The following is an 11,354-nucleotide window of genomic DNA, read 5'->3' as shown; positions in this document are numbered from 1 at the left end:
GCGCGGGCGTGAGCGAGCAGATCAGGACCGGTTCGCGGCGGCGCCGTTCTTCTTGCGCTGGATGTCCTCCAGCGCCGCGATGTACGCCGCGCGCGCTTCCGCCCCGGCTTCCCAGGCGGCCTTGCGGTTCTTGACGACCTTGGCCGGCGCGCCGACCGCGATCGAGTAGTCGGGGATCTCGCCCTTGACCACCGCGTGCGCGCCGAGCACACAGCCGCGGCCCACCCTGGTCTCGCGCAGTACGGTGACCTTGGCCGCGATCCAGGTGTCCGGGCCGATGCGCACCGGGCTCTTGACGATGCCCTGGTCCTTGATCGGCAGGGTGATGTCGTCCATCTTGTGGTCGAAGTCGCAGATGTAGCACCAGTCCGCGACCAACGTCGACTCGCCGATCTCGATGTCGAGGTAGGTGTTGACGACGTTGTCCTTGCCGAAGACCACCTTGTCGCCGATGCGCAGCGAGCCCTCGTGGCAGCGGATGGCATTGCCGTCGCCGATGTGCACCCACCGGCCGATCTCCATGCGACCGAACTCGGGGGTGGCGTGGATCTCCACGTTCTTGCCCAGGAACACCATGCCGCGCAGCACGATGTGCGGGTTGGCCAGCTTGAACTTGAACAGGCGGTAGTAACGCACCAGGTACCAGGGCGTGTACGCGCGATTGGCGATGACCCAGCGCAGCGAGGCCACGGTCAGAAATCGGGCCTGCTGCGGATCCCGGCGCCGCGAGCCGCTCCAGCGCGAGCGCAACGGCGCGCCCCACATGCTCGTCACGAAACTACTCCCGTCGTGGTGTGTCCCGGCCCCGCCGTCGCAGGACCGCCTCGTTCGGGTGAACAGCGTACTTTCGCGTGCTCGGACCGCGCGGGCGGACCCGCACATGACGGGTCGGGGGCCGGGACATCCGCGTCAGTCGATGGTGCAGCCGGAGATCGGCTTGTCCGCGAGGCGATCGAGCAGATAGGTGATCGCGTTGTCGGGACCGAACGCGTCGATCATCTCCGGACCGAAGTGGTTGGGGATGGTCGCGCCGGGCAGGATCGGCGGCAGGTCGTTGGTGCGGAACCGCACCGTCGCGCCCTTGGCGCACCAGGTCTCGGCCAGTGTGCGGGCCTGGCCGTAGGGCACGGTGTCGTCGTTGAGGCCGCTGGTGACGAACACCGGCGTGGCGGGCGCCAGGCCGCCGAGGCGCTGTTCGTCGAGCGCGGGTGCGGCCTCGGGCATGGCGGCCATGTGCTCGGTGAGCGAGCGGCCGTCGGCGGTCAGCGAGTCGGTGCGCAGGAACGGGTACTTGATGATGAGGTCGCCGACGCAGGTCTCGCTCAGCGTCGCGAGCATCTCGCGTCCGGCCGGGCTGGTGACCCGATCGACCGCGCTGTCGAGCTCGGGATACCTGGCGAGCAGCGAATTGATGGCGTAGCCGATGGCGCCGCCGATCAGCGCGCCGTCGATGACCTCCTGGATGGCGGCGAGGTCGGCGACCGGCCCGCCCGCCCAGGTGCCTTTCAGATTCAGCTCCGGCGCGTATTGCGGCTGCAGCTCCGCCGCGGACGCCGTGGCGCCGCCGCCCTGGGAGTAGCCCCACAGCACCAGCGGGGTCTGCGGGCCGACGCCCGCCAGCGCGTTCGCCGCCCGCGCGCCGTCGAGCACGGCGTGTGCCTGCTCGAACCGGTTGGCGTAGGTGTGCACGCCGGGGGTGCCCAGGCCGATGTAGTCGGTCACGAACACGCGCGCGCCCAGCCGGCTCCACACCGTCGATGACGGCAGTTCCTGATTGGCCGAGAAGCCGAGCGAGGGCTCGGCGAAGGCCGCCAGGCCGGTCGAGAAGGCCACCGACATCGCGCACTGGTCGCCCTGGCCCGAGGTGCCGGGGGCGATCACGACGGTGGGGCGCTCGCCCGCGCCCAGCCACGGGCCGGCCGGCTCGATGTAGGTTCCGGTCACCGCGGTGGGGGTGCCGTCCTGCAGGCGGCTGGTGTACATGACCAGCTCGCCCAGGGTGGGCCAGCCCTTCTCGTTCGGGTAGGAAACGAACAACGGCATCTGCGTGGTCTTGACGATCGCGCCTGGTTCGGTCGGGAACTGGGCGGGCGGAGTGTAGAAATCGCCGACCGCCGAGGCGGGCGCGGTCTGCGGCCCCGCCGTGGTCACCGCCGCGACGCTCGCCGCCGCCACGAGTACCGCGAGCGCTCTGCCCGCCCAGCGGCGTAGCCCCCGCCCCGTTTCCTGATGCTGGTCCATGAAACCCTCTCGACAACTGATCCGGCGCCCTTGCCGGATTCCGTGCGCCACTGCGGCCTGGGCATATGAGTCCCATCACAGCGGACTTACCGGACAGTAACACAATCGTGATCTATGTGAGTCCGTCCGGTGTCAGATCGCGGGGCGAGGCGGTCCCCGTTGTCGTCGAGGCGAAATGGCGGCCGTTCACTCCGGTGCGGCGGAATCCGTCACCACGCTCTGACAGCAGCCGGACATACTGTGCGACCATCGGCGCGCACAGGCCACCCGCTAGTCTTGCGTGCGGCCGTCGTCGGAGAGGGGAGATCAGCAGGTGCGAACCGGTGGGGTGCGCGCGGTATCCACGCGGAATGTCCCGAAGTCCACACGCGCGCTGACCGTGCTCGCCGCCCTCGGCGCGGTCGTGCTCACCGGATGCGGCACCGATGTCGACGACATCTCCGCGGGGGCCGGCGAAGGCTGGCCCGCAGTCCATTACGACGGGCGCAATTCCGGCGCCGGACCAGAAACCGGTGCGCGGCAGATGGATCTGAGCTGGTCGCGCGCGGTCGGCGGACCCATCGCCCAGCCGGTCACCGTCGGTCCGGACAGTCAACTGTTCGTGACCACCCGCACCGCGAGTGGCTGCGCGATCCTGTCGCTGCAGATGCCGACCGGCCGCAAGCGTTTCTGTGATCGCCTGGGGCCCAGCGCCGTATCCTCGCCGACATTGGTCGACAGCCATACCAACGTCTACTTCGGTGACGACGGCGCGGTGAACTCCTACAACCTGATGGGCCAGCCGCGCTGGCGCACCCCGGTCGCGGGCGTCCCGGTCTCGGCGCAGTTCACCGGTGACAGCCACGTGCTCACCATCACCCAGTCCGGCCAGATCGACGTGCTCGAGCGTCAGACCGGCAAACGCGTGGTCCCGACCACCCAACTGCTCGGCGAGCCCGACTTCCTGGAGTATCCGGATCTGACCCGGCCTGCCTCCGGGCAGGGCCTCGACGACTGCGGCGCGGGCGGTCCGCAGTGTCCGGTCGCGACCGTCTCGGCCATCGACGCGCAGACCGGGCGTTTCTTCGTCACCGTCTGGCAGCCCGGTCGGCCCATGGCCGAACTCGTCGCGCTGCGTTACGCCGACCAGCGCATCCACCGGCAGTGGAGCGCCGCGGTCCTCGCCGAGGGCAGCGCGACCAGCCCCGCACTGTCGGCCGATGCCGAGACCGTCTACGTGGGCGACAACAGCGGCCGCCTGATCGCGCTGAACACCGAGGACGGCAGTACCCGGTGGGTGAAGGCGCTGCCGTTCACCCCGGGCGGCGCGATCTCGGTGTCCGCCGACGGTCTGATCATCCCGGCGGGCGCCGAAGGATACCTGATGGCGCTGCGCGACACCGGCGACGTCGTCGAGACCGCTTGGGAGCGCAAGGATCTGGCCCTGCGCGGGCTGCCGGTCCAGGCCGCGGGCGGCATCGGCTACACCACCGCCGCCATCGGCGCGGGCCTGAACCTCGTCACCTTCGACACCGCTACCGGCGACACCCTCGATTCCGATGTCCTGCCCGGCGCCCGAGGCACCACCGCGGGCACCTCCATCGGCCCCGAGGGCGAGGTCGTGGTCGCGACCAGGATCGGCGAGATCTTCGCCTTCCAGCCCGGCCACTGATTCTCGTGGCCGGGTCGCCGGGAGCTTCCCGGGCGTTCCGGCCCGAAAGCGCGCCGGTCTAGACCGGGTTGTTCGGATCCCGTTCGGGCAGCGGTCGTTCCACGATGACCGGGCGGGCCAGCGGATTGCGTACCCGGCGCTTGGCCGAGGAGTACACCTGCGCGGTCTCGGCGGCCACGACGTCCCACGCGAAATCGGCGGTGAGCCGTTCTCTGGCGGCGAGCGCGCGCTGTTGGGCGGCCGCGGGATCGTCCAGGGTGGCCACCACGGCCTCCACCAGTCCGTCGACGTCGGCGGGTTCGAACGAGGCGCCGGTGACCCCGTCGATCACGGCCTCGCCCAGTCCGCCCGCGGTGGAGGTGACCAGCGGGGTGCCCGCGGCGGCGGCCTCGAGCGCGACGATGCCGAAGGGCTCGTAGCGACTGGGCAGTACGATCGCGTCGGCGCCGTGCAGCCAGCCGAGCAGACCGGTGTGGTCGAGCTGCCCGGCGAAACTCACCGCCCGCGCGACCCGGTGCACGCGGGCGCGCTCACGCAGCCATTCGAACTGTGTACCGATCCCGGCGACGGTCAGCGTGGTGCCCGGATGCGCGCGCCGGATCCGCGGCAGCGCGGCGATCGCGTCCTGCACGCCCTTCTCGTACTCCAGTCGCCCGACGTAGAGCAGCCGCGGTGGACCGGTGCGCGGCGGACGCGGCCGGTAGGTCCACGCGCCCACGTCGATGCCGTTGCGGATCACCGTGATCGGGGTGCGCTCGGCGCCGTAGAGCCGCTCGACCTCGTCCTGCATCGACGACGAGCAGGTGATCAGCGCGTCGGACTCGTTGGCCAGCCACCACTCCACCGAATGCACCTGCTTGTTCACCCGGCCGGCGACCCAGCCGCTGTGCCTGCCCGCCTCGGTGGCGTGGATCGTCGACACCAGTGGCACGTCGTAGAACTCGGCCAACGCGATGGCGGGATGGGCGACCAGCCAGTCGTGCGCGTGCACCACGTCGGGGGTCCAGCCCTCACCGATGCCCGGCGTGCGCAGGCCGATGCCCGCGCGCACCATGGCGTGCCCCATCGCCAGTGTCCAGGCCAGCATGTCCTCGCCGAAGTCGAAGGCGGGCGGATCCTCGGCCACCGCGACGACCAGCACACCGTCCTCGATGAACGAATGGGTCGGGTGGGTGGAGGCGTCGGTGCCGGTGGGTCTGCGGGCCAGCACGACGACCTCGTGCCCGGCGGCGGCCAGTTCGACCGCGAGGTGATGCACATGCCTGCCGAGACCACCCACCACGACGGGTGGGTACTCCCAGGACACCATCAAGATCTTCATGCCAGTCCTTCCGAGTCGCAGCCCGGCGTACCGGCGAACTCGGTTCGCGGGTGGCGGCCTGCCCGGCTGGCGGCACCCGCGGAAGGCGCGTCGACCTCGGGCAGCCGGCGCGCGTCCATCGCGGGGAAGAAGCCGTCGGCCGTGCCCCATCTTGCCGCCAACTGCTGTGCTTTGGCGAGCTGTCCCGCACCGACAGCGGCAGCGATCTCGCGGACCGCGTGTGCGTGCTGGTGCGCGCGGTCACGCGCGTAACCGGCCGCGGAATCCTTGCTCACCATGAACGCCCAGTCGCTGGAGACGGTGAGGACGGCTTCGCGCAGCAACTGGTCGGCCACCGGATCGCGCAGCGACGGCCCCCCGGCGGCGTCCGCGCGCATCTTGTCGACGGTGTCGAGAGCGAGCCGGACGATCTCGTCGTTGAGCGCGACCAGATCGCTGACCTGGTCACCGGCCCACACCCGCCAGTCCTTGCCCGAACCCCACGAGGAATCGGCCAGCGGCACGGGTTCGCCCACGTAACCACGGGTCCTGGCATCGGCCAGCGTTCCGACGGTGACCCCGGCCTCGGGCAGTGCGCGCAGCACCTGTGCCAGCCACTGCGGCCCCTCGTGCCACCAGTGCCCGAACAGTTCGGTGTCGAACGCGGCCACCACGAGGGCGGGTCGCCCGATCCGCTCGGATTCCGAGATCAGGCGTTCGCGCACCGTCGCCACGAAGTCGTCCACATCGCGGGTGATCGCGGCGGCGGCGAGTTCGGGATCGTAGGGCGCCTTGTCCGGACCGGCGACCGTCTTGCCGGTGACACGCGACGGTTTGAGACCGGTCGCGTGATCGTAGTGATGAAAATCACGGTAGGCCGCATGGCCGGGGTAGCCGGATTTCGGCGACCAGACGCGGTAGCTGACATGCAGATCGCGGCCGAACGCGACCACATCGGAGTCGCGCACCGGACGTCCGAGGCTGCTGTCGCCGCGCAGCGCGGGCCCGTCGACCATGAAATGCGTCACTCCGGCGGCGGCGTACCCGGTCTCCATGCCCGGCGTGTAGCCGCATTCGGGAGCCCAGATTCCGGTCGGCCTGGTTCCCCACCGGTGCTGCGCGTCGGCCAGGCCCTCCTCCAGCTGGAACGCGCGCAGTCGCGGGTCGAGCAGCGGCTGGAACGGGTGCGCCAGCGGCCCGCCGAGCAGTTCGACGGTCTGCGCGTCCACGAGCTGCCGCCATACCGGCGCCGCGCCGTGCCGCCAGTTCTGCTCGAATTCGCGCAGCGCCGCGGCGGCCAGCCGATGCTCGTGACGGCCGAGCGCGACATTGCCCGCCGCGGCGGCCTCGTCGGCGCGCAGCTGCCAATTGCCCAGCCAGTGGTGCATGCCGGCCAGGCAGTGCGGGTCGTCGAGTTGCGCGGCCAGCACCGGTGTGATGCCCAGCGTCAGCAGATGCGAACGGCCTTCCGCGGCAAGGGTTCTCAGAACCTCGACGACGGGAAGGTAGGTGGCGGCCCAGGATTGGTAGAGCCACTCCTCGCCCACCGGCCAGCGCCCGTGGTGGGCCAGCCAGGGCAGGTGGGAATGCAGGACCAGGGTGAACTGGCCGGGAACCTGTTGTGCGCGTGCTGATCCCACTGTCACTTCCCGGGCTTCACCGCGATCGCGACCAGATCGAGGCTGGCGTCGATGTCGTCGGCGCGCAGGTCGAAGTCCTCGATGCGCACCGCGGCCACGTCGGCGGTGAGTTCTTCGGGCCAGGGTTCACCGGCCAGCGCCCGCTGGATCTGCGCGTCGATGAACGAGCCGCCGTGCTTGGCGTCGAGGGCGCGCAGCGTCTCGCCGTGGTGCACGCCGGTCATGAGTTCCACCCGGAAGCCCGCGTCGACCAGCAGTTCGTCGAGTTCGGCGGCGTCGAGTTCGCGGGTGTGGAACGGGTTGAGCGGGGTGTCGCGGCCGGGGGAGAACGTGATCCGGTTCGGTGTGCTGATCAGCAGTTCGCCGCCGGGGCGCAGCACCCGCAGGCATTCGCGCAGGAACTGGCTCTGGTCCCAGAGATGTTCGATCACCTGGAAATTCACCACCACGTCGACCGACTCGCCGGCCAGCGGCAGGTCGGCGAGATTGCCCTGGATCATCTCCACGCGCGGGTAGCGGGCGCGCACGTGGGCCACCGCGCTCTCGTCGTAGTCGAGACCGGTCACCTTCGCGGCGACGCCCGCGATCATGTCCGCGCCGTAGCCCTCGCCGGATCCGGCCTCGAGCACGGTCTTTCCCGCGCAGCGGTCCAGCAGCCTGGCGTAGACGATCTCGTGCCTGCGGAACCAGTAGTTCTCCTCGGCGATGCCGGGCACCGTGCGCTCGCCGGTCAGCGGCAACGTCTCGGGTCCGGAGTCCGCAGTGTCGTCCGTCCCGGGGACGACCTCGTCGTCGCTCACTGCGGCAGGGATCACAGCCTTGCTCATCCCGTCGACGTTACTGGTAGGGGAAAGTCCCCGGCTCATCTGGACCGCCTTCGTCGCGCTTCGACACCTAAGTTACCCACGAGTAACTTAACGTAGGGTAGTGTCACCTGCCGAGCTACCCGAGTGGACGTACGGCCTGGTTCGTGCGCCGCCCCCATCCGCCCCAGAACAGGAGGTCGACGAACACCGATGCCGAACATCGTCGTACTCATCAAGCAGGTTCCCGACACGTGGTCCGAGCGCAAGCTGTCCGACGGGGACTACACCCTGGACCGCGAGGCCGCCGACGCCGTCCTCGACGAGATCAACGAGCGCGCCGTCGAGGAAGCGCTGCTGATCAAGGAGGCGCAGGGCGGCGAGGTCACCGTGCTGGCCGCGGGCCCCGACCGCGCCACCGAGGCCATCCGCAAGGCGCTGTCCATGGGTGCCGACAAGGCCATCCACATCAACGACCCGGCCATCCACGGCTCCGACGCCGTGCAGACCGCCTGGGTGCTGGCTTCGGCGCTCGGCCAGGTCGAGGGCGTCGAGCTGGTCATCGCCGGTAACGAGGCCACCGACGGCCGCGCGGGCGCCATCCCGGCGATCATCGCCGAGTACTTGGGCCTGCCGCAGCTGACCCACCTGCGCAAGCTGACCGTCGACGGCGACAAGATCACCGGCGAGCGCGAGACCGACGAGGGCGTCTTCAAGCTGGAGGCCACCCTGCCCGCGATCGTCTCGGTCACCGAGAAGATCAACGAGCCGCGCTTCCCCTCCTTCAAGGGCATCATGGCCGCCAAGAAGAAGGAAGTTCAGGTCTTCACCCTCGCCGACCTCGGCGTGGATCCCTCCACCGTGGGTGTGGAGAACGCCGGTACCACCGTCACCTCCTCGACCCCGAAGCCCCCGCGCACCGCGGGCGAGAAGATCGCGGACGAGGGCGACGGCGGCACCAAGATCGCTCAGTACCTGGTCGGCCAGAAGATCATCTGATCCGCGTCGGATTCGGACTGAAGACTTCCTAGGAGAGAACACACATGGCTGAAGTACTCGTGCTCGTCGAGCACGCCGACGGTGCGATCAAGAAGGTCAGCACCGAACTGCTCACCGCCGCCCGCGCCCTGGGCACCCCGTCCGCCGTCGTGCTCGGCGTGCCGGGCGAGGCCGACAAGATCGCCGACGCGCTGGCCGCCGCGGGCGCCGAGAAGATCTACGTCGCCGAGTCCGACGACGTGGAGAATTACCTGATCACCCCCAAGGTCGACGTGCTCGCCGGCCTGGTGGAGTCGGTCTCCCCGGCCGCGGTGATCGTGGCCGCCTCGGCCGAGGGCAAGGAGGTGTCGGGCCGCCTCGCCGCCCGCATCGGCTCCGGTCTGCTCATCGACGTCATCGGCGTGAGCGCCGACGGCTCGGCCACGCACTCCATCTTCGGTGGCGCGTTCACCGTCGAGGCGAAGGCCAACAGCGATGTGCCGGTCATCTCGGTGCGCCCCGGCGCGGTCGAGGCCGTCGCGCAGGCCGGCGCGGGCGAGAAGGTGACCGTCGAGGTCCCCGCGCAGGAAGAGGGCGTGGTCAAGGTGACCTCGCGCGAGCCGGTCGTCGCCGGTGACCGTCCTGAGCTGACCGAGGCGAACATCGTCGTCTCCGGTGGCCGCGGCGTCGGTTCCGCCGACAACTTCGCCGTCGTCGAGGCGCTGGCCGATTCGCTCGGCGCGGCCGTCGGCGCTTCCCGCGCCGCCGTCGACTCGGGCTACTACCCGGGCCAGTTCCAGGTCGGTCAGACCGGTAAGACGGTCTCCCCGCAGCTGTACATCGCCCTCGGCATCTCCGGCGCCATCCAGCACCGCGCGGGCATGCAGACCTCCAAGACCATCGTGGCGGTCAACAAGGACGAGGAAGCCCCGATCTTCGAGATCGCGGACTACGGCATCGTCGGCGACCTGTTCAATGTCGCCCCGCAGCTGACCGAGGCGGTCAAGACGCACAAGGGCTGAGCCCCCGCGGTTCCGCCGCGAACAACTCTCGAGACGCCCGGCCGGAGTACCTACTCCGACCGGGCATTTCGGTATCCGTCGACCCTGTCAGGCGCCGTCGGGTGGTTCGGCGAGTTGAATGACCCGTGGTTTCCACGGCAGTTGAATGTTCACCGCCTCCCAGCGGGTCGGATCGAGGGTGAGTATCGCCCAGTCCAGGCGATGGGCGACAGCGGAGGTGTGCGCGGCCGCCAGATCGGGCGGGTCGGTGATCCATGCGGCTGCGTGGGCGAGTTCCCGGGCCGGGTCGGTGCCGTCGAGGACGTCGAGTTCGATTGCGGGCAGATGGGTGACCAAGCCGGCGATGCTCGCGGCCTGGTCGTCGGACAGACCGGCCTGGGCGGTCGCCAGTTCGAGAATCGGCACGGACAGCCGGATGCTGTTCTCGTCCAGCGCTGCCAAGGTGTTCGCTACATGATCGTCGCCTTGGGCGAAGGCGGTCAGGACGGTGTTGTCGAGCACATAGCCGGTCACCGGATGGCGTCCTGGGCAGCTGCCAGGTCTATCAAATGCTGTGCGAACGCTGCGCCGGTGGCCCGGGCTGCGCTGTTCGCCTGCGCGGCGGCCATGCGCTCCTCGAAAGCCATTCGCTCGGCATTGCGGCGCCGGTCGTAGTCGTCGAGGAGTATTGCGATGGTGTCCGACATCTTGCCCGGCCGGATGGCGGCGAGACGGTCGCGTAGGGATCGGGGGACGGAGACGGTGGTCATGGCATCGCTCATAAATTAATCATAGATCCTATGGTTGGATTATTTCTCCTGATTCGAGGAGTTGTGCGTGAGCGTCGCGTACCAGGCGGCAGGTCAAGCGGTGTGGAGGCCGTCGAGAAGTGTGCTGAGGATGGGGGAGCGGCGGGTGTCGGCGCGCAGGACGGCGCAGACGGGGATGCGCAGAGGGCGGTCTGCGAGTTCGACCGTGGCGATGCCCTCGGTGGGGCTGTTGGCGTAGAGGATGGTCCAGGCGTCGGGGTGGTTGATCAGTTCCATCGTCGCGGTGTGGTCGGGCGGGATGGGCGGGCCGAAGGTGGGGCCGACGGGGAGGTCGGCGAAGGCGGCGCGGACGACGTTGTGCAGCAGGACCTGTTCGGACTCCGGGGGCAACAGCAGCGGGTAGGCGCCGAGTTCGGTGAGGGTGACGTCGGTGCGGCCCGCGAGGGGGTGTTCGGGGGCGGTGGCGAGCATGAGGTCCTCGACCCAGAGTTGTTCGACGTCGATGCCGGGTTGCTGGACGCTGCCGCGGATCAGTGCCAGATCGCAGTCGCCGTCGGCCACCGCGGAGATGCGTTGACGGAACGGCTTGATGACGAATTCGATCTCCGCGTCGGGATGGGCGGCGCGGGCGCGGGCGATGGCCGACAGCGAGCGGGTGGCGAAGGACATGTTGGCGGCCAGCCGGATTCGCGGACTGGTGGTGCGCACGGCGGCCCGGATGGCCGACTCCAGACTGAGCATTTGCTTGGCCAGTGGGAGTAATCTTGTGCTCGCGTCGGTCGGCACCACCGATCGGGTCGAGCGCTCGAAGAGCTGAACCCCGAGGTCGTGTTCGAGGCGGGCGATCTGATGACTGATCGCCGACTGCGAGATGAAGCAGCGGGCCGCTGCCCTGCTGAAACTGAGCTCCTCGCATACCGCGACGAAGTACGTGAGCTGCCGAAGCTCCACTTCGATCTCCATTCATGAG

At 69.5% G+C, this 11,354-nt stretch carries 11 protein-coding genes; 3 read left to right on the top strand and 8 right to left on the bottom strand.

Annotation, left to right across the window (positions count from 1 at the left end):
- Positions 1-21: 21 nt before the first annotated feature.
- The gene (locus IU449_RS09925) at positions 22-774 is read right to left on the bottom strand and encodes an acyltransferase (RefSeq protein WP_195001545.1); all 753 of its coding nucleotides are present in this window, start codon (positions 772-774) and stop codon (positions 22-24) included.
- A gap of 135 nt (positions 775-909) precedes the next feature.
- The gene (locus tag IU449_RS09920; protein ID WP_195001544.1) at positions 910-2,241 is read right to left on the bottom strand and encodes a lipase family protein; all 1,332 of its coding nucleotides are present in this window, start codon (positions 2,239-2,241) and stop codon (positions 910-912) included.
- A 313-nt stretch (positions 2,242-2,554) separates the two neighbouring features.
- Here IU449_RS09920 and IU449_RS09915 point away from each other — a divergent pair, with 313 nt between their 5' ends.
- Positions 2,555-3,892, top strand: a complete 1,338-nt coding sequence (locus IU449_RS09915) for a PQQ-binding-like beta-propeller repeat protein (RefSeq protein ID WP_324188157.1) — start codon at positions 2,555-2,557, stop codon at positions 3,890-3,892.
- Positions 3,893-3,950: 58 nt separating this feature from the next.
- Here IU449_RS09915 and IU449_RS09910 read toward each other — a convergent pair whose 3' ends face one another.
- Genes IU449_RS09910 through IU449_RS09900 form a run of 3 tightly spaced genes read right to left on the bottom strand, consistent with a single transcriptional unit; the run spans position 3,951 to position 7,659 of the window.
- A complete protein-coding gene (locus IU449_RS09910; RefSeq protein ID WP_195001543.1) occupies positions 3,951-5,213 on the bottom strand; it encodes a glycosyltransferase family 4 protein in 1,263 nt (420 codons plus the stop codon).
- Complete coding sequence (locus tag IU449_RS09905) at positions 5,210-6,832, bottom strand: 1,4-alpha-glucan branching protein domain-containing protein (RefSeq protein WP_416382121.1); 1,623 nt, start codon at positions 6,830-6,832, stop codon at positions 5,210-5,212. The genes IU449_RS09910 and IU449_RS09905 overlap by 4 nt, the downstream gene beginning before the upstream one ends.
- 2 nt (positions 6,833-6,834) lie before the next feature.
- Positions 6,835-7,659, bottom strand: a complete 825-nt coding sequence (locus IU449_RS09900) for a class I SAM-dependent methyltransferase (RefSeq protein ID WP_228803867.1) — start codon at positions 7,657-7,659, stop codon at positions 6,835-6,837.
- A 189-nt stretch (positions 7,660-7,848) separates the two neighbouring features.
- Between IU449_RS09900 and IU449_RS09895 the strand changes: the two genes are divergently transcribed.
- Both IU449_RS09895 and IU449_RS09890 read left to right on the top strand, forming a co-directional pair.
- Positions 7,849-8,634, top strand: a complete 786-nt coding sequence (locus IU449_RS09895) for an electron transfer flavoprotein subunit beta/FixA family protein (protein WP_195001541.1) — start codon at positions 7,849-7,851, stop codon at positions 8,632-8,634.
- A gap of 44 nt (positions 8,635-8,678) precedes the next feature.
- A complete protein-coding gene (locus IU449_RS09890; protein ID WP_195001540.1) occupies positions 8,679-9,635 on the top strand; it encodes an electron transfer flavoprotein subunit alpha/FixB family protein in 957 nt (318 codons plus the stop codon).
- 87 nt (positions 9,636-9,722) lie between these two features.
- On the opposite strand, the gene IU449_RS09885 is transcribed toward IU449_RS09890, so the two are convergent.
- The 3 genes from IU449_RS09885 to IU449_RS09875 form a co-directional block, all read right to left on the bottom strand.
- Positions 9,723-10,148, bottom strand: a complete 426-nt coding sequence (locus tag IU449_RS09885; protein WP_195001539.1) for a hypothetical protein — start codon at positions 10,146-10,148, stop codon at positions 9,723-9,725.
- Positions 10,145-10,396: a hypothetical protein gene (locus IU449_RS09880; protein ID WP_067862427.1), complete on the bottom strand. Its 252-nt coding sequence runs from the start codon at positions 10,394-10,396 to the stop codon at positions 10,145-10,147. Before IU449_RS09880 ends, IU449_RS09885 begins: the two co-directional genes overlap by 4 nt.
- Before the next feature lie 81 nt (positions 10,397-10,477).
- Positions 10,478-11,335, bottom strand: coding sequence for a LysR family transcriptional regulator (locus tag IU449_RS09875; RefSeq protein WP_324188156.1), 858 nt, complete (start codon positions 11,333-11,335; stop codon positions 10,478-10,480).
- Positions 11,336-11,354 lie beyond the last annotated feature (19 nt).

Source organism: Nocardia higoensis (genome assembly GCF_015477835.1).
GTDB classification, from domain to species: domain Bacteria; phylum Actinomycetota; class Actinomycetes; order Mycobacteriales; family Mycobacteriaceae; genus Nocardia; species Nocardia higoensis_A.
Note: the sequence above shows the minus strand (reverse complement) of the source record. Positions and strands in the feature narration are given on the sequence as shown.

Bases quoted from the DNA above. Each gene is read 5' to 3' on its own strand.
- IU449_RS09920 (WP_195001544.1), bottom strand. From the start codon at position 2,241: ATGGACCAGCATCAGGAAACGGGGCGGGGGCTACGCCGCTGGGCGGGC.
- IU449_RS09910 (WP_195001543.1), bottom strand. From the start codon at position 5,213: ATGAAGATCTTGATGGTGTCCTGGGAGTACCCACCCGTCGTGGTGGGT.
- IU449_RS09900 (WP_228803867.1), bottom strand. From the start codon at position 7,659: ATGAGCAAGGCTGTGATCCCTGCCGCAGTGAGCGACGACGAGGTCGTC.
- IU449_RS09895 (WP_195001541.1), top strand. From the start codon at position 7,849: ATGCCGAACATCGTCGTACTCATCAAGCAGGTTCCCGACACGTGGTCC.
- IU449_RS09890 (WP_195001540.1), top strand. From the start codon at position 8,679: ATGGCTGAAGTACTCGTGCTCGTCGAGCACGCCGACGGTGCGATCAAG.
- IU449_RS09880 (WP_067862427.1), bottom strand. From the start codon at position 10,396: ATGAGCGATGCCATGACCACCGTCTCCGTCCCCCGATCCCTACGCGAC.